Origin of the sequence: Pseudomonas sp. CJQ_9 (assembly GCF_043106615.1) — a bacterium.
In the GTDB taxonomy this organism is placed as follows: Bacteria; Pseudomonadota; Gammaproteobacteria; order Pseudomonadales; family Pseudomonadaceae; genus Aquipseudomonas; species Aquipseudomonas juntendi.
In genome coordinates this window covers 1-17,763 of the sequence record NZ_JBICMS010000083.1, presented here as the reverse complement: position 1 = coordinate 17,763, position 17,763 = coordinate 1, and the positions used below count along the sequence as shown (strand labels likewise).

10 protein-coding genes and 1 pseudogene are annotated in these 17,763 nt (G+C 64.5%); 4 read left to right on the top strand and 7 right to left on the bottom strand.

The features are described from left to right. Window positions 1-301: 301 nt before the first annotated feature. Genes ACF8SD_RS16165 through ACF8SD_RS16150 form a run of 4 tightly spaced genes read right to left on the bottom strand, consistent with a single transcriptional unit; the run spans window position 302 to window position 5,856 of the window. Entirely contained in the window at window positions 302-2,254 is a 1,953-nt protein-coding gene (locus ACF8SD_RS16165) for an acetyl/propionyl/methylcrotonyl-CoA carboxylase subunit alpha (RefSeq protein ID WP_392483844.1), read from the bottom strand. Then, window positions 2,251-3,066: a gamma-carboxygeranoyl-CoA hydratase gene (locus ACF8SD_RS16160; protein ID WP_054912216.1), complete on the bottom strand. Its 816-nt coding sequence runs from the start codon at window positions 3,064-3,066 to the stop codon at window positions 2,251-2,253. Before ACF8SD_RS16160 ends, ACF8SD_RS16165 begins: the two co-directional genes overlap by 4 nt. 3 nt (window positions 3,067-3,069) lie before the next feature. Beyond that, a complete protein-coding gene (locus ACF8SD_RS16155; protein WP_392483845.1) occupies window positions 3,070-4,677 on the bottom strand; it encodes a carboxyl transferase domain-containing protein in 1,608 nt (535 codons plus the stop codon). Between the two features lie 15 nt (window positions 4,678-4,692). Next, window positions 4,693-5,856 carry an isovaleryl-CoA dehydrogenase gene (locus ACF8SD_RS16150; RefSeq protein WP_029886664.1) on the bottom strand — a complete coding sequence of 388 codons (1,164 nt, stop codon included), beginning with the start codon at window positions 5,854-5,856 and terminating at the stop codon, window positions 4,693-4,695. A 317-nt stretch (window positions 5,857-6,173) separates the two neighbouring features. Between ACF8SD_RS16150 and ACF8SD_RS16145 the strand changes: the two genes are divergently transcribed. After that, window positions 6,174-7,856 (top strand): AMP-binding protein, encoded by a 1,683-nt coding sequence (locus ACF8SD_RS16145; RefSeq protein WP_173890258.1) that lies wholly within the window; start codon window positions 6,174-6,176, stop codon window positions 7,854-7,856. A gap of 87 nt (window positions 7,857-7,943) precedes the next feature. On the opposite strand, the gene ACF8SD_RS16140 is transcribed toward ACF8SD_RS16145, so the two are convergent. Then, entirely contained in the window at window positions 7,944-8,105 is a 162-nt protein-coding gene (locus tag ACF8SD_RS16140) for a hypothetical protein (protein ID WP_392483846.1), read from the bottom strand. 141 nt (window positions 8,106-8,246) lie between these two features. Between ACF8SD_RS16140 and ACF8SD_RS16135 the strand changes: the two genes are divergently transcribed. The 3 genes from ACF8SD_RS16135 (at window position 8,247) to glgB (ending at window position 15,894) form a co-directional block, all read left to right on the top strand. Further along, the gene (locus ACF8SD_RS16135; RefSeq protein WP_392483847.1) at window positions 8,247-10,265 is read left to right on the top strand and encodes an alpha-1,4-glucan--maltose-1-phosphate maltosyltransferase; all 2,019 of its coding nucleotides are present in this window, start codon (window positions 8,247-8,249) and stop codon (window positions 10,263-10,265) included. Between the two features lie 101 nt (window positions 10,266-10,366). Beyond that, the gene (treS, locus tag ACF8SD_RS16130; RefSeq protein WP_392483848.1) at window positions 10,367-13,687 is read left to right on the top strand and encodes a maltose alpha-D-glucosyltransferase; all 3,321 of its coding nucleotides are present in this window, start codon (window positions 10,367-10,369) and stop codon (window positions 13,685-13,687) included. Then, window positions 13,684-15,894 carry a 1,4-alpha-glucan branching protein GlgB gene (gene glgB / locus ACF8SD_RS16125; protein WP_173890251.1) on the top strand — a complete coding sequence of 737 codons (2,211 nt, stop codon included), beginning with the start codon at window positions 13,684-13,686 and terminating at the stop codon, window positions 15,892-15,894. Before treS ends, glgB begins: the two co-directional genes overlap by 4 nt. Window positions 15,895-15,949: 55 nt before the next feature. On the opposite strand, the gene ACF8SD_RS16120 is transcribed toward glgB, so the two are convergent. Together ACF8SD_RS16120 and ACF8SD_RS16115 are read right to left on the bottom strand one after the other, a co-directional pair. Then, entirely contained in the window at window positions 15,950-16,858 is a 909-nt protein-coding gene (locus tag ACF8SD_RS16120; protein ID WP_173890249.1) for an autotransporter outer membrane beta-barrel domain-containing protein, read from the bottom strand. Between the two features lie 692 nt (window positions 16,859-17,550). Then, window positions 17,551-17,763: pseudogene (locus tag ACF8SD_RS16115) on the bottom strand (hypothetical protein); the annotation flags it as partial.

Sequence of the window (17,763 nt, the reverse complement as noted above, 5' to 3'; positions counted from 1 at the left end):
CGAGCGCCGCCCGCGCGGCGCTTCGCGGGTAAACCCGCTCCTACGTTTGTTTCGGGCCAGTATTGCCTGTGACAGGCGCGCGCGACCGCCTTGTTCGTACGACGCGATATCGTGGTGGGCGCCAAGGCGTTCGCGCGCAAATCCCACAGGCGTAACTGGCCCGAAACAGATGTGGGAGCCGGCTTGCCGGCGATGCGCCGCGCGGGCGGCGCTCGATCTCACAGGCGCTGCAAAGGGTATGGCGAACACCTGGCAGCCCCACCCCGGCGCCCCATCAACCAGCCAACCCCCGCTAGACAACTCACTCCGCCAATTCGACCAGCACCGTCCCTTCGCTGACCATATCCCCTTCCTGGCAGAACAACGCGTTCACCGTACCGCCATGAGGCGCGCGAATGCTGTGCTCCATTTTCATGGCCTCCAGCACCACCAGCGCGGTACCGGCCTCCACCGCCTGCCCCGGCGCCACCAGCACCCGCACGATACTGCCGTTCATGGGGGCACCCAAGCCGCCCTGGTGACCGTGGCTGGCCTCGGCCTCGGCGATCGGGTCGAAGGCTTCGATGGCATGCATCTCGCCGCCCCACTGCAAGTACAACGTAGCCCCGCGGCGCACCGCCAGGTGCTGGCGACGCACGCCGTCGTGGTCATGCACCAACTGCTCGCCCAGTAACTGCCAGGTGGGCGCCGCACTGTGCTCCAGGCCCACAGCCTGGTCCTGGCCAGCACTGACCAAGTGCAGGCTACAGCGCGCTGGCAGGCCCAGGCGCAGGCCGTTACGCTCGGCCCATGGCGAACCGGGGTCATCTTCGCGCTGCTGCCCGGCCTGGCCCTGCCGCCAGGCTTCGGCTGCGGCCTCCCAGAAGTTGACCGGCAGCGGCTGTGGTGCCGGCAGCAAAGCGGCCTGGTGCCGCGCAATAAAGCCGGTATCCAGCTCCGCCGCGGCGAACGCCGGGTGCGCCAGAATGCGGCGCAGGAACGCGAGGTTGGTTTTCACGCCACCAATGGCGAATTCATCGAGCATCGCCAGCAAGCGCAGGCGTGCCTGCTCGCGGTTTTCGCCCCAGGCAATCAGCTTGCCCAGCATCGGGTCGTAGAACGGCGACACCGCATCGCCTTCGCTCACGCCACTGTCCACCCGCCGGCCTTCGCCCGCTGCCGATTCACGGTACAGCGCCAGCATGCCGGTCGCCGGCAGAAACTCGTTGGCCGGGTCCTCGGCGTACAGGCGAACTTCAATGGCATGGCCGATCAGCGGCACCTGCTCCTGGGTGATCGGCAGGGCCTCGCCGCACGCCACACGAATTTGCCAGGCCACCAGATCCAGGCCGGTAATGGCCTCGGTGACCGGGTGCTCCACTTGCAGGCGGGTATTCATTTCCATGAAGAAGAACGCGCCACGGGCGTCGAGCAGGAATTCCACCGTACCGGCACCGACATAGCCAATCGCTTGCGCCGCCCGTACCGCCGCCTCGCCCATGGCTTGGCGCAGTTCGGCCGACAGGCCGGGGGCGGGGGCTTCTTCGACCACTTTCTGGTGGCGGCGCTGGATCGAGCAATCGCGCTCGTTGAGGTACAGGCAATGGCCGTGCTGGTCGGCGAACACCTGGATTTCCACATGGCGCGGCTTGAGCACGTACTTCTCCACCAGCATGCGCGCATCGCCGAACGACGCCTGCGCCTCACGCTGGGCCGACGCCAGGGCATCGGCCAGCTGGCTTTCCTCTTCAACGACCTTCATGCCCTTGCCCCCACCGCCAGCGCTGGCCTTCAGCAGCACCGGGTAGCCGATGCGCCTGGCCGCGTCGCGGAAGGTGTCGAGGTCCTGGGCTTCGCCGTGGTAACCGGGCACCAGGGGGACCCCGGCGGCCTCCATCAACGCCTTGGCCGCCGACTTGCTGCCCATGGCGTCGATGGCGCTGGCCGGTGGGCCGAGGAAAACCAGCCCCGCCTGCTCGATGGCGCGGGCGAAGCCTGCGTTCTCGGAGAGGAAACCGTAACCTGGGTGAATGGCCTGGGCCCCGCTGGCCTTGGCAGCAGCCAGCAGCTTGTCGACCAGCAGGTAGCTGTCGGCGGCCTTGGTGCCGCCCAGGTCCACGCGGATATCCGCTTCGCGGCTATGCCGCGCGTCACGGTCGATGGCGCTGTGCACGGCGACGGTGGTCAGGCCCATGGCCTTGGCGGTGCGCATCACCCGGCAGGCGATTTCGCCGCGGTTGGCGACCAGCAGGGTGGTCAAAGCGGGGCGGCTCATGGGCGCGGCTCCTTGGTCTCAGCGGTTTGCCAGGCGGGTGGGCGTTTCTCCAGAAAGGCGCGCAGGCCCTCCTGGCCTTCGGCGCTGACGCGGATACGGGCGATGGTGTTCTCGCAGTAGCGGCGCAGCGCCGGGCTGAGTTCGCCGTCGTCCACTTCACGCAGCAGCTCTTTGGTGGCACGCAGGGCCAGCGGAGCGTTCTGCAGCAAGTTGTTCACCCATAGCGCCACCTGTGCGTCCAGCTCAGTGGCGGGGTATACCTCGGCCAGCAGGCCCAGTTCGCGGGCCCGTGTACCGCTGAAGCGCTCGGCAGTCAGGGCATAGCGGCGCGCGGCACGCTCGCCGATGGCCTTGACCACGAACGGGCTGATCACCGCCGGGGCCAGGCCGATGCGCACTTCCGACAGGCACAACTGGGCGTCTTCTGCGCCAATGGCCATGTCACAGCAACTGATCAGGCCCAGTGCCCCGCCAAACGCCGCACCTTGGACCACGGCCAGGGTCGGTACCTTCAGCCGGTGCAAGGCGTACATCAGTTCGCCCAGTTCATGGGCGTCATCCAGGTTGGTGTTGAAATCCAGCTGCGCCGACTGCTGCATCCAGGCCAGGTCGGCACCGGCGCTGAAGTGCCGGCCACGCCCGCGCAGCAGTACAAAGCGCAAGCCGGTATCGTCGGCCAGCCGATCGATGGCGACGATCAGCTCGCGGATCATCTGCGCGTTGAACGCGTTGTTCTTGTCCTCGCGGCTAAGCCACAGGGTGGCGAAGCCGCGCGGGTCGCGAATCACTTCGAGGGTGCTGAAATCGCTCATAGGTCACATCCGGAAAATGCCGAAGCGGCTCGCTTCGATCGGCGCGTTCAGCGCAGCGGACAGTGCCAGGCCCAGTATGTCGCGGGTTTGCGCCGGGTCGATGACGCCGTCGTCCCACAGCCGGGCACTGGAGTAGTAGGGGTGGCCCTGCTGTTCGTACTGGTCGAGAATCGGCTGCTTGAGCCTGGCTTCGTCTTCGGCACTGAACGGCTGGCCACTGCGCTCGCTTTGCTCGCGCTTGACCTGGGCCAGCACACCGGCGGCCTGCTCGGCGCCCATCACACCGATCCGCGCGTTCGGCCACATCCACAAAAAGCGTGGGTCGTAGGCACGGCCGCACATGCCATAGTTGCCGGCACCGAAGCTGCCGCCGATGATCACCGTGAATTTCGGCACCTGGGCGCAGGCCACCGCGGTCACCAGCTTGGCGCCATGCTTGGCGATACCGCCTTCCTCATACTTCTTGCCCACCATGAACCCGGTGATGTTCTGCAGGAACAACAGTGGGATGCCCCGCTGGCAGGCCAGCTCGATGAAGTGCGCGCCTTTTTGCGCCGCTTCGGCGAACAGGATGCCGTTGTTGGCCAGGATCGCCATCGGGTAGCCATGCAGGTGGGCAAAGCCGCAGACCAGGGTGGTACCGAACAACGCCTTGAATTCGTCGAACAGCGAGCCGTCGACCAGCCGGGCGATCACTTCGCGCACATCGAACGGCTGCTTGGCATCGGCGGGCACCACGCCATACAGCTCGTCGGCGGCGTACAGCGGTGCCACCGGGGCCAGGCGTTGCAGCTTGCCCAGCTTGTGCCAGTTGAGGTTGGCCACGCAGCGCCGGGCAATGGCCAGGGCGTGTTCGTCGTTGTCGGCGTAATGGTCGGCCACGCCGCTGGTGCGGCAGTGCACATCGGCCCCGCCCAGGTCCTCGGCACTGACCACTTCGCCCGTGGCGGCTTTGACCAGCGGCGGCCCTGCGAGGAAAATGGTCGCCTGCTGGCGCACCATGATCGCTTCGTCGGCCATCGCCGGCACGTAGGCACCACCGGCAGTGCACGAGCCCATCACCACGGCGATCTGCGGGATGCCCTGGGCGCTCATGTTGGCCTGGTTGAAGAAGATCCGACCGAAGTGCTCGCGGTCAGGGAACACCTCGTCCTGGCGGGGCAGGTTGGCACCCCCCGAGTCCACCAGGTAGATGCACGGCAAGCGGTTTTGCTGGGCGATGACCTGCGCACGCAGGTGCTTTTTCACCGTCAGCGGGTAGTACGAGCCACCTTTGACCGTGGCGTCGTTGGCCACGATCATGCATTCCACGCCTTCTACGCGGCCGATGCCGGCGATCACCCCGGCAGCCGGCACGTCCTCGCCGTACACCTCGTGGGCCGCCAGCTGGCCGATCTCGAGGAACGGCGAGCCCGGGTCCAGCAGGCGGTCGATGCGCTCGCGTGGCAGCAGTTTGCCGCGGGAGGTGTGTCGTTCCTGAGCCTTGGGCCCGCCGCCCTGGGCGACCTGGGCCAGCAGGCCGCGCAGGGCCTGGACCTGGGCGGCCATGGCGGCATGGCTATGGGCATAATCCGCCGCCTTGGTATTGAGCTGTGACTTGAGAATCATCATGACCTCTGGCGCAGATCAGCGCGTCTCGTTGAACAGTTCGCGGCCGATCAGCATCCGACGGATTTCGCTGGTGCCGGCACCGATCTCGTAGAGCTTGGCATCGCGCAGCAGGCGGCCAGCCGGGAATTCATTGATATAGCCGTTGCCGCCAAGGATCTGGATGGCTTCCAGGGCCATTTGCGTAGCACGCTCGGCGGTGTACAGGATGACCCCGGCAGCGTCCTTGCGGGTGGTCTCGCCACGGTCACAGGCCTGGGCCACGGCATACAGGTAGGCGCGGCTGGCATTGAGCTGGGTGTACATGTCGGCGATCTTGCCCTGAATCAGCTGGAACTCGCCGATGCTCTGGCCGAACTGCTTGCGGTCGTGAATGTACGGCACCACCAGGTCCATGCAGCTTTGCATGATGCCGGTCGGCCCGCCCGACAACACCACGCGCTCGTAGTCCAGGCCGCTCATCAACACGCGTACGCCGCCGTTCAGCTGGCCGAGAATGTTTTCTTCCGGTACCTCGACGTTGTCGAAGAACAGCTCGCAGGTGTTGGAACCGCGCATGCCCAGCTTGTCGAACTTGTTGCTGCGGCTGAAGCCTGGCCAGTCGCGCTCGACGATGAACGCGGTGATGCCGTGGGCACCCTTGTCCAGGTCGGTCTTGGCATAGATCACATAGGTATTGGCGTCCGGGCCGTTGGTGATCCAGGTCTTGCTGCCGTTGAGTACGTAGCGGTCGCCGCGCTTTTCTGCGCGCAGCTTCATCGACACCACGTCGGAGCCGGCATTGGGCTCGCTCATGGCCAGTGCGCCGATGTGCTCGCCGCTGATCAGCTTGGGTAGGTACTTGAGTTTCTGTGCGTGGCTGCCGTTGCGGTTGATCTGGTTGACGCACAGGTTGGAGTGGGCACCGTACGACAGTGCCACCGACGCCGAGGCCCGGCTGATTTCCTCCATGGACACCACGTGGGCCAAATAGCCGAGGCCGGCGCCGCCATATTCTTCCGAAACGGTGATGCCCAACAGGCCCATGTCGCCGAACTTGCGCCACATATCGGCAGGGAACAGGTTGTCGTGGTCGATTTGCGCGGCACGCGGGGCCAGCTCGGCGGCGACGAAGGTGCGCACCTGGTCACGGAGCATGTCGATGGTTTCGCCCAGGGCGAAGTTCAGGGTGGGGTAATGCATGCTGGGGCACCTTGTTGTTCTTGAAATGGGTTACACCGTAGCTCATGGAGCTGTCGGACCCTGTGGGAGCGGGCGCGACCGCGAATGCATCAGCAGGGCCGCCGTCATTTCCTGAATGATCGCATTCGCGGGCGCGCCCGCTCCCACGGGGTTCGGCTTCATGCGTGAGATCGGTATTGTTCATTACCTTTACGTTAACGTAAACCTGAGTGCAGTGGCTGTCAATCCAATCGTCACCTTTACGTAAACGTAAATCTACGCCAGAGTATCTCCGCTTGCTTCAGCCGTGCCCAGAACAACCACAAGAAGGGACACCCATGAGTCAACCAAGCTATACCCGCGGCCGCCAGGACCAACCGTTGCTGACCCAGACTATCGGCCAGGCCTTTGACGCCACCGTGGCGCGTTGCGCCGGTGGCGAAGCCCTGGTTTCGCGCCACCAGGGCGTGCGCTACAGCTGGCGGCAACTGGCCGAACAGGTCGACGCGTGTGCCCGCGCCTTGATGGCGCTGGGCCTGAACCGCGGCGACCGGTTGGGCATTTGGTCACCCAACTGCGCCGAATGGTGCGTGTTGCAACTGGCCAGCGCCAAGGTCGGGGCGATTCTGGTCAACATCAACCCGGCCTACCGGGTGGGTGAGTTGGAATACGTGTTGCGCCAGGCCGGGTGCGGCTGGCTGGTCTGCGCCGATGCTTTCAAGAGCTCCGATTATCACGCCATGGTTCAGGCGCTGGTGCCAGAGCTGGCGAGCGCCCCCGCGGGCGCACTGGCCAGCCAGCGCCTACCCGAGCTGCGCGGGGTCATCAGCCTGGCAGCCCGCCCCCCGGCCGGTTTCCTGGCATGGCAAGCCCTGGCCGGGCTGGCCGGGCAAACCTCGAGCGAAGCCTACCTGGCCCGCCAAAGCGGGCTGCAGTTCGACCAACCGGTGAATATCCAGTACACCTCCGGCACTACCGGTGCACCCAAGGGCGCCACGCTGAGCCACTACAACATCCTCAACAACGGCTTCATGGTCGGCGAAAGCTTGGGCCTGGGCGAGCGCGACCGCATGGTGATCCCGGTGCCCCTGTACCACTGCTTTGGCATGGTCATGGCCAACCTGGGTTGCATCACCCACGGCAGCACCATGATCTACCCCAATGATGCCTTCGATGCCGAACTCACCCTGCGTGCGGTGGCCGAGGAGCGTGCCAGCATTCTCTATGGCGTGCCTACCATGTTCATCGCCATGCTCGACCACCCGCTACGCGCCCAGGTGGACCTTTCCAGCCTGCGCAGCGGCATCATGGCGGGGGCGACTTGCCCGATCGAGGTGATGCGCCGGGTGATCGACCAGTTGCACATGGCCGAGGTGCAAATCGCCTATGGCATGACCGAAACCAGCCCGGTTTCGCTGCAAACCGGGCCGGAGGATGAGCTGGAGCTGCGTGTTACCACCGTTGGCCGTACGCAGCCACAGCTGGAAAACAAGCTGGTAGACGCTGACGGCTGTATCGTTTCGCGCGGCGAGATCGGCGAACTATGTACCCGCGGCTACAGCGTGATGCTCGGCTATTGGGACAACCCCGAAGGTACCGCGGCAGCCATCGACCCAGCCGGCTGGATGCACTCGGGTGACCTGGCGGTGATGGACGAGCACGGCTACGTGCGGATCGTGGGGCGCAACAAGGACATGATCATTCGCGGTGGCGAGAACATCTACCCGCGCGAGCTGGAAGAATTCTTCTATACCCACCCGGCAGTGGCGGACGCCCAGGTGATCGGTATCCCGTGCAGCCGTTATGGCGAGCAGATTGTCGCATGGGTCAAGTTGCACCCTGGCCACACGGCCACCGCCGAAGAGCTGCAATGCTGGTGCAAGGCCCGCATAGCCCACTACAAGGTGCCGCGGCATATCCGTTTTGTAGACGAATACCCGATGACAGTAACCGGTAAGGTGCAGAAGTTTCGCATGCGCGAGATCAGCATCGCCGAACTCTGCGCCGATGGCGCGAGTTGACTGACCGGGCTGTCCGGTTCGCCCGCACCCGCGGCTGCGCGCCCGTACCGACCTTGCAGGCGGCAAGGTCGGTAAGCTGGTCTACCCTTAGGCTTTCACCGGTGGTTCCTGGTTCGGCGGGTCGCCCACCGTCGGCGGTTCGGTTGGCTTGAGCGGCAGCTCGTCCGGTTCTTGTTCCGGCACGGGCGGCGGCAAGCTCGGGTCGTCGATGTTCGGATCGGGGGTTTCCGGTGGCGTTGGAATGTTCATGGCCTGACCTCGCGTGGGTGGTTTGAAGAGGTACTGCAGGCTTGGACTTCGGCCAGCTGCGATTCGCTCAGTTTTTTTGAACCCTCACGCCCGCGCCCGGCTCTGAACCCTTACCGCCACCAGCCTGAGGGAGCAAGGTCGATGTCACGAAACGAGCTTTTTGAAAGCGTGCCAATGGCCAACGATCATCCTGACCAGGCCATCAGCCTGGCCCAGGCGCTGCTGGCCCCACGCATCGTGATCGAGGACACCCAGCCGGTGCTCGACGCCGGCACCTTCGCCGCCAAGGCGATCAGTGGTCAACCGGTTGCCGTCAGCAGTAAGGTCTACAGCGATGGCCACGACCGCCTGGCCGTGGTGCTCAACTGGCGCCTGGCGCACAGCCAGCGCTGGCACTCGGTGCCGATGCAGTCGGCGGGCAACGACCTGTGGCTGGCCGAGTTCACCCCCACCGAGCTGGGGCCGCACCTGTTCGGCATCCAGGCCTGGATCGACCCGTTCGCCACGTACTGCCACGACCTGGAAAAAAAGTACCATGCCGGCGTCGAGGTCAGGCTGGAGCTGGAAGAGGGGCGGCTGATGCTCGGCCAGGGCATTGCCCTGTGCGATGGCGCCGTGCGCAACGAGCTTGAGGCCGTGCTGCAGCGCCTGGCGCAGGTGGGCAGTGACGATCAGGTGGCGCTGCTGCTGGACCCGCGCACCGCCCGGCTGATGGCCGAGGCCGAGCACCGCAGCTACCTGGCCCGCAGTTGCGAATTCCCGCTCGATGTGGACCGCCCGGCAGCGCAGTTCGCCAGTTGGTACGAACTGTTCCCGCGCTCGATCACCGACGACCCGCAGCGCCATGGCACCTTCAACGATGTGCACCAGCGGTTGCCGATGATCCGTGACATGGGCTTCGACGTGCTGTACTTCCCGCCCATTCACCCTATTGGCCTGCAGCACCGCAAGGGGCGCAACAATGCGCTCACGGCCGAACCGGGTGACCCGGGTAGCCCGTATGCCATCGGCAGTGCAGAGGGTGGCCACGAAGCGATTCACCCGCAGTTGGGCAGCCGCGAAGACTTCCGCCGCCTGGTGGCGGCCGCTGCCGAGCACGGCCTGGAAATCGCCCTCGACTTCGCCATCCAGTGCTCCCAGGACCACCCCTGGCTGAAACAGCACCCGGGCTGGTTCAGTTGGCGCCCGGACGGCACCATCCGCTATGCCGAGAACCCGCCAAAAAAATACCAGGACATCGTCAACGTCGACTTCTATGCCCCCGACGCAGTACCCAGCCTTTGGTTGGCGCTGCGCGATGTGGTGGTGGGCTGGGTCGAGGAGGGCGTGAAGACGTTCCGCGTCGACAACCCGCACACCAAGCCGCTGCCGTTCTGGCAATGGCTGATCGCCAATGTGCGCAGCCAGTACCCGGAGGTCATCTTCCTCGCTGAGGCGTTCACCAAGCCCGCCATGATGGCGCGCCTGGGCAAGGTCGGCTATGCGCAAAGCTACACCTACTTCACCTGGCGCAACACCAAGCAAGAGCTGCGCGAATTTTTCGAGCAACTCAACCAGCCGCCATGGAGCCAGTGCTACCGCCCCAATTTCTTCGTCAATACCCCCGACATCAACCCGTTCTTCCTGCACACCTCCGGGCGTGCCGGTTTCCTCATTCGTGCAGCATTGGCGACCATGGGCTCAGGGTTGTGGGGCATGTATTCCGGTTTCGAACTGTGCGAAAGCGCCGCGTTGCCAGGCAAGGAGGAATACCTGGACTCGGAGAAATACCAGCTGCGCCCGCGCGACTTCAGCCAGCCCGGCAACATCATTGCCGAGATCGCCCAGCTCAATCGCATCCGCCGGCAGAACCCGGCCTTGCAAACCCACCTCGGCGTCGCGTTCTTCAACTGCTGGAACGACAACATCCTGTACTTCGCCAAGCGTACGCCCGAGCGCGACAACTACATCCTCGTGGCAATCAGCCTAGACCCGCACAACGCTCAGGAGGCGCACTTCGAGCTGCCGCTGTGGGAGCTGGGGCTCGATGACAACGCCCAAACCCATGGTGAAGACCTGATGAATGGTCACCGCTGGTCGTGGTACGGCAAGACCCAGTTCATGCGCATTGAACCTTGGCACCAACCATTCGGCATCTGGCGTATCGAAAAGGCCGGTTAGGGCATATGTACCGGGCCGCCTTGCGGCCTATCGCGGCAAATAGGCTGCACGGCAGCCGCAACGCCAGCCAACACGGTCCACAGACATGCAAGGAGTCACTCATGGCCAAGCGTTCCCGCCCGGCAGCCTTCATCGACGACCCGCTGTGGTACAAGGACGCTGTCATCTATCAGTTGCACATCAAGTCGTTCTTCGACTCGAACAACGATGGCATCGGTGATTTCGCCGGCCTGATCAGCAAGCTGGACTACATTGCCGAGCTGGGCGTCAACACCCTGTGGTTGCTGCCGTTCTATCCTTCGCCGCGGCGCGACGACGGCTATGACATCGCCGAGTACAAGGCCGTGCACCCGGACTACGGCAGCATGGCCGATGCCCGTCGCTTCATCGCCGAGGCGCACAAGCGTGGTTTGCGGGTCATCACCGAACTGGTCATCAACCACACCAGCGACCAGCACCCTTGGTTCCAGCGCGCCCGCCACGCTAAACGCGGCAGCAAGGCGCGCGACTTTTACGTATGGTCCGATGACGACCAGAAGTACGATGGCACCCGCATCATTTTCCTCGACACCGAAAAGTCCAACTGGACCTGGGACCCGGTGGCAGGCCAGTATTTCTGGCACCGCTTCTACTCGCACCAGCCAGACCTCAACTTCGACAACCCGCAGGTGCTCAAGGCGGTGATCGCGGTGATGCGCTTCTGGCTCGACCTGGGCGTGGACGGGCTGCGCCTGGACGCCATTCCTTACCTGATCGAGCGCGACGGCACCAACAACGAGAACCTCACCGAAACCCACGGGGTGCTCAAGGCCATTCGCGCCGAGATCGATGCCAACTACCCAGACCGCATGCTGCTTGCCGAAGCCAACCAGTGGCCGGAAGACACCCGCCCGTACTTCGGCGAAGGCGACGGCGACGAATGCCACATGGCCTTTCATTTCCCGCTGATGCCGCGCATGTACATGGCCCTGGCCATGGAGGACCGTTTCCCGATCACCGACATCCTGCGCCAGACTCCGGAGATCCCGGCCAACTGCCAATGGGCGATCTTTCTGCGCAACCACGATGAGCTGACCCTGGAAATGGTCACCGACCGCGAGCGCGACTACCTGTGGAACTACTACGCAGAAGACCGCCGCGCGCGCATCAACCTGGGCATTCGTAGGCGCCTGGCGCCCTTGCTGCAGCGTGACCGCCGGCGCATCGAACTGCTCACCAGCCTGCTGCTGTCGATGCCCGGCACGCCCACGCTGTACTACGGTGACGAACTGGGCATGGGCGACAACATCTACCTGGGCGACCGCGATGGCGTGCGCACCCCCATGCAATGGTCGCCGGACCGCAATGGCGGTTTTTCCCGCGCCGACCCACAGCGCCTGGTGCTGCCCCCGGTGATGGACCCGTTGTACGGCTACCAGACGGTCAACGTCGAGGCACAAAGCCATGACCCGCACTCGCTGCTCAACTGGACCCGGCGCATGCTGGCGGTGCGCAAGCAGCAGAAAGCCTTCGGCCGTGGCACGCTGCGCACGCTGAGCCCCAGTAACCGGCGCATCCTGGCCTACATTCGCGAATACACCGATGCCGATGGCAACACCGAGGTCATCCTGTGCGTGGCCAACGTTTCCCGCGCCGCCCAGGCGGCAGAACTGGAATTGTCACAGTACGCCGACAAAGTACCGGTGGAGATGCTCGGCGGCAGTGCCTTTCCGCCGATCGGTCAGCTGCCGTTCCTGCTGACTTTGCCACCTTATGGCTTTTACTGGTTCCTGCTGGCATCGCACGACCGTATGCCCAGCTGGCACGCCCAGCCCACCGAGGGGTTACCCGAATTGATTACGCTGGTATTGCGCAAACGCATGGAAGAACTGCTGGCGGCGCCTGCCAGCGACACTCTGCAAACCAACATCCTGCCCCAGTACCTGCCGAAACGGCGCTGGTTCGCGGGCAAGGAAGGGCCCATAGACCAGGTACGGCTGTGTTATGGCGTGCGTTTCGGCACCGCCCCTACACCGGTATTGCTCAGTGAGCTCGAAGTGCTCAGCGACGGCGTGGCCACCCGTTATCAATTGCCGTTCGGGCTGCTGCCCGAGGAGCAGATCAACAGTGCGCTGCCGCAGCAACTGGCGTTGTCCCGGGTGCGCCGGGCCCATCAGGTGGGTCTGATTACCGATGCGTTCGTGCTCGAGCCGTTCATCCGCGCCGTCTTGCGTGCGTGCCAGGAACGCACGCGGCTGGCGTGCGGCGACGCTGATGGCGAGCTGCGTTTCGACTGCACCGAGCAACTGGCCGGCCTGGGGCTGAATGAAGAAAGCGAGGTGCGCTACCTCAGCGCCGAACAGTCCAACAGCTCGGTAGTCATCGGCGACCGCGTGGTGCTCAAGTTGATCCGCCGGGTCAATCCGGGCATTCACCCGGAGCTGGAAATGAGCGCCTACCTGACCGCCGCCGGCTTTACCAATATCTCGCCACTGCTGGCCTGGGTCAGCCGCGTGGATGCGCAGGCAGCCCCGCACCTGCTGATGATCGCCCAAGGCTACCTGAGCAACCAGGGCGATGCCTGGGCCTGGACCCAGAACACCCTGGAGCGCGCCATCCGTGACCAGATGGAGCCCACCCGGTCGGATGCCGAAGTACATACCGACGCCCTGGCCGAACTCACAGCCTTCGCCGCCTTGTTCGGCCAGCGCCTGGGCGAGATGCACGTGTTGCTGGCAGCACCCACCGATGACCCGGCCTTCCAGCCGCGGCCCAGCGATGCCCAGGACCGCGAACGCTGGGTGACCCAGATCAGTGCCGAGTTGACCCATGCCCTTGACCTGCTGGCGCAGCACCGCGATCACCTGGACCGCGACAGCCAGGCGCTGGTCGATGATCTGCAGCAACAGCGTGATGGCCTGGTCGAGCATGTTCGCCAGCTGGCCGAGCAGGCCGAGGGCGGCTTGCTGATGCGTGTGCACGGTGACTTGCACCTGGGCCAGGTGCTGGTGGTGCAGGGTGATGCCTACCTGATCGACTTCGAGGGTGAGCCGGCCCGGCCCCTGGAAGAACGCAGGGCCAAACACAGCCCCTACAAAGATGTCAGCGGCGTACTGCGGTCGTTCGACTATGCTGCTGCGATGATCTTGCGCAGCGCGTCTACGGTGGACCTTTCCGAGGCGGCACGGCAGGCCCGGCAACGGGTGGCCCGGCAGTACCTGCACCAGTCGCGGCATGCCTTTATCGAGGCGTACGGCCTGGCCACCGCTGCCATGCCCCACGCCTGGCAGCAGGCGGAAGGCGAGCGCGCTGCGCTGGAGCTTTTCTGCCTGGAAAAGGCGGCCTACGAAATTACTTATGAAGCCGAGAACCGGCCGAGTTGGCTGGCCGTGCCTTTGCATGGCTTGCATGGACTGATCAGTACCTGGGGAGAGTCAGAATGAACGTAACAACGCGTGAAAACGGTGGCCTTCGGCAACGGGACCTCGACGCCCTGGCCCGCGCCGAACACGCCGATCCATTTGCGGTACTCGGCCCCCATGACGACGGCGCTGGCGGGCAGGTGGTCAACGCCTTCCTGCCCAGCGCCCTGAATGTGCGCATTCTTGCCCGCGAAGACGGGCGCATCCTCACCGAAATGGCGCAAGGCAGCCTGCCGGGCTTGTTCACCGCGCACCTCGATACAGCACAGCCTTACCTGCTGCAGATCGGCTGGGCCGGTGGCGAGCAGGTGACCGAGGACCCGTACAGCTTCGGTCCGCAATTGGGCGAAATGGATCTGCACCTGTTTGCTGAGGGCAACCACCGCGACCTGTCCGGGCGTTTCGGCGCGCAGCCGGTGCAGGTCGAGGGGGTCGACGGGGTGTGCTTTTCGGTGTGGGCCCCCAACGCCCGGCGGGTATCGGTGGTGGGGGACTTCAACAACTGGGATGGGCGCCGCCACCTGATGCGTTTGCGTCATGGTGCCGGGGTGTGGGAGCTGTTCATCCCACGGCTGGGCGTGGGGGAAACCTACAAGTTCGAAGTGCTCGGCAAGGACGGCATCCTGCCGTTGAAGGCCGACCCCCTGGCCCGCGCCACCGAATTGCCGCCCAGCACGGCGTCCAAGGTAGCGGGTGAGCTGGGCCATGCTTGGCAAGACCACGACTGGATGGCGCAACGGGCGCAGCGCCATGCGTACAACGCGCCATTGTCGATCTATGAGCTGCACCCCGGCTCCTGGCGCTGCGAAATGGACGAGGCCGGCGAGGTCGGGCGCTACTACAACTGGCGGGAACTGGCCGAGCGCCTGGTGCCGTATGTGCAGGCGCTGGGCTTCACCCATATTGAACTGCTGCCGATCATGGAACACCCGTTCGGCGGTTCCTGGGGCTACCAGCCACTGTCGATGTTCGCCCCCACCTCGCGCTACGGCAGTGCCGAGGACTTCGCCGCCTTCATCGATGCCTGCCACCAGGGCGGCATCGGGGTATTGCTGGACTGGGTACCGGCGCACTTCCCGACAGACGAACATGGCCTGGCGCGCTTCGACGGCACGGCCCTGTACGAGTACGACAACCCGCTGGAAGGCTACCACCAGGACTGGAACACGCTGATCTACAACCTGGGCCGCAATGAGGTGCGCGGGTTCATGATGGCCTCTGCGCTGCATTGGTTGAAGCATTTCCACATCGACGGGCTGCGCGTCGATGCGGTGGCCTCGATGCTGTACCGGGACTATTCGCGCAAGGCCGGCGAGTGGGTGCCCAACCGCCACGGCGGGCGCGAAAACCTCGAGGCCATCGACTTCATTCGCCACCTCAACGGTGTGGCGGCCCATGAGGCGCCGGGGGCGTTGATCATCGCCGAGGAGTCCACCGCCTGGCCCGGGGTCAGCCAGCCGATCGAGCAGGGCGGGCTGGGCTTTGCCTACAAATGGAACATGGGCTGGATGCACGACACCCTGCACTATATCCAGAACGACCCGGTCCACCGTGCGCACCACCACAACGAGATGAGCTTTGGTCTGGTGTATGCTTACTCCGAGCATTTCATCCTGCCCATTTCCCACGACGAAGTGGTACACGGCAAGCACTCGCTGATCGACAAGATGCCCGGCGACCGCTGGCAGAAGTTCGCCAACCTGCGCGCTTACCTGGCCTTCATGTGGACCCACCCCGGCAAGAAGCTGCTGTTCATGGGCTGCGAATTTGGCCAGTGGCGGGAGTGGAACCACGATAGCCAGCTGGACTGGTACCTGCTGCAGTACCCTGAGCACCAAGGCGTGCAACGCCTGGTGAGTGACCTCAACCGGCTGTACCGCGAAGTCCCGGCGTTGCATGAGCAGGACTGCCAGCCACAGGGCTTCCAGTGGCTGATCGGTGACGATGCGCAGAACAGCGTGTTTGCCTGGCTGCGCTGGAGCAGCAGTGGCGAACCCGTGCTGGTGGTCGCCAACTTCACTCCGGTTCCGCGTGAGGGTTACCGCATTGGCGTGCCGTTCGGCGAGCGCTGGCAGGAGCTGTTGAACAGCGATGCCGAGATGTACGCCGGCTCCAATGTCGGCAACCTTGGGCTGGTGCACAGCGAAGACATCGCCAGCCACGGCCAGCCGCAGTCGCTGGCCCTGAACCTGCCCCCGCTGGGTGTGCTGGTGATGAAGCCCGTCTGATGCATCTGCTGTGCTGGCCCCGCCGCTGGTTTGCCGGCGCCAGGGCCAGCGCAGGCTACCATCGCATGCGCACCCCAAGGCTGCCAATCAGCCCATTGAGGTCATTGCCATCCACATCGCTGCTGTAGTCGGCACTGACGAACATGGCCACCGAGGGCGTTACCCGCGCCACCAGCCCCAGGCCCAGTTCCACCGTTGTCGAAAAGCGCGAACTGGAGATCTTGTCGACCTGTTCCAGCTTCACTTCGTCAGGGTTGCTGAAGTCATACCACACGTTGGTCCGCACATAAGGCTCCAGGGGCATGCCGCGCATTTCATAGCGCCCGGACAATGTGGCGCCGACTCGGCCGCTCCAGCTGGGCTGGCTGTCGTAGGCCTGCCGGGTTGCGTGCTGCCCTTGGCTACCGGGGAAGAACTGCTGGTTCATCAATTGCGCCTGGGGTTCGATCACCCAACTGCCAGCCAGGGGGATCGGATAGCCGCCCTCCACCGAGAAAGTCATCGCGTGGCCGCTGTCGCCCGGCCGTTGGCCGGTGTCACCCCCGCCATCCACCTCGATGCGCGAACCCACGGCCACGGCATCCAGGTGCCAGCCCTGTGCGTGGGCCATGCTCCAGTACATGCCCAGGCTTTCCCCGCTCAGTTGCGTAGCATTGCGCGGCTTGTCGCCCAGCAGCGGGCGCATGCCATTGAAGCTGCCTTGCAGGTTGTTATGGCCGACCACCCTCCCGGCGCGTTGCACCTCGCCTGCTGGCGTTGCACGCACGAACAGCTCGGGGCCGGTCATCAGCTGCTGGTCGGGCGCTGCGAGCGGTTCGGGCGCTTGTGTGCCGTTGCGGGGTAGGGGCGGATAAAGCTGTGACCACTCATACGCGAACGTTTCCACCGGGGTTGCCAGAAGCAGCGACGTGGAAACCGCGTAGAAAAGACGGTCGATGCGCACGGGGCTCGAAGTGGTTTTCATGGCGGGTCTCCTTTGCTCTTGTGAAGTACAGCTTGAGGACCTGGTCTGTTGTCACAGGCTGTACGGCAAAACAGAGGGCGACCCAAACCAGCACGCCCGCTTCGTCACACGCGCCCAAAGGCGCGCGCTAGAGGCTCGGCGCGAGATTTTTACTGCTCGGTAATCTTCAGCTAAGGAGAGGGGAGGGCCTGCGTCAAGAAAACGTGAAAGGCCCGTTCACCTTTTGTGGGGGTGACCAAAGCGCTGATTCAAAAGAAAAACTGTGCGGCTATAGCGGCGTTCGCTATTTCCCGCGAGGGCGCTATGAAGAATGATTGCTAGCGCCACGCTCGGGCAGTGGCGGCGTGTTTGCCGCAGCATATGCGGCGGTTGTGAGATCGAGCGCCGCCCGCGCGGCGCTTCGCGGCTAAAGCCGCTCGTCGGGCGGGGTACACCGCCCAATGTAGGAGTGGCTTTAGCCACGAATACAGTGGTGGCGGCAACGGTGAATACCCAGAAGACATTGGCCAGCAGGCCCGGCCCCTTCGCGGGTGAACCCGCTCCTACATCGGGCGGGGTACACCGCCCCATGTAGGAGTGGCTTTAGCCACGAATACGGTGGTGGCTGCAACGGTAAATACCCAGAAGACATTGGCCAGCAGGCCCGGCCCCTTCGCGGAAACCCGCTCCTACATCGGGCGGGGTACACCGCCTCATGTAGGAGTGGCTTTAGCCACGAATACGGTGGTGGCTGCAACGGTAAATACCCAGAAGACATTGGCCAGCAGGCCCGGCCCCTTCGCGGGTGAACCCGCTCCTACATCGGGCGGGGCACCACCGTTCAATGTAGGAGTGGCTTTAGCCACGAATACGGTGGTGGCGGCAACGGTGAATACCCAGGAGATATTGGCCAGCAGGCTCGGCCC

Excerpts from the sequence above, each read along its gene's own strand:
- ACF8SD_RS16165 (WP_392483844.1), bottom strand. The coding sequence starts at position 2,254 with ATGAGCCGCCCCGCTTTGACCACCCTGCTGGTCGCCAACCGCGGCGAA.
- ACF8SD_RS16160 (WP_054912216.1), bottom strand. The coding sequence starts at position 3,066 with ATGAGCGATTTCAGCACCCTCGAAGTGATTCGCGACCCGCGCGGCTTC.
- ACF8SD_RS16155 (WP_392483845.1), bottom strand. The coding sequence starts at position 4,677 with ATGATGATTCTCAAGTCACAGCTCAATACCAAGGCGGCGGATTATGCC.
- ACF8SD_RS16150 (WP_029886664.1), bottom strand. The coding sequence starts at position 5,856 with ATGCATTACCCCACCCTGAACTTCGCCCTGGGCGAAACCATCGACATG.
- ACF8SD_RS16145 (WP_173890258.1), top strand. The coding sequence starts at position 6,174 with ATGAGTCAACCAAGCTATACCCGCGGCCGCCAGGACCAACCGTTGCTG.
- ACF8SD_RS16140 (WP_392483846.1), bottom strand. The coding sequence starts at position 8,105 with ATGAACATTCCAACGCCACCGGAAACCCCCGATCCGAACATCGACGAC.
- ACF8SD_RS16135 (WP_392483847.1), top strand. The coding sequence starts at position 8,247 with ATGTCACGAAACGAGCTTTTTGAAAGCGTGCCAATGGCCAACGATCAT.
- treS (WP_392483848.1), top strand. The coding sequence starts at position 10,367 with ATGGCCAAGCGTTCCCGCCCGGCAGCCTTCATCGACGACCCGCTGTGG.
- glgB (WP_173890251.1), top strand. The coding sequence starts at position 13,684 with ATGAACGTAACAACGCGTGAAAACGGTGGCCTTCGGCAACGGGACCTC.
- ACF8SD_RS16120 (WP_173890249.1), bottom strand. The coding sequence starts at position 16,858 with ATGAAAACCACTTCGAGCCCCGTGCGCATCGACCGTCTTTTCTACGCG.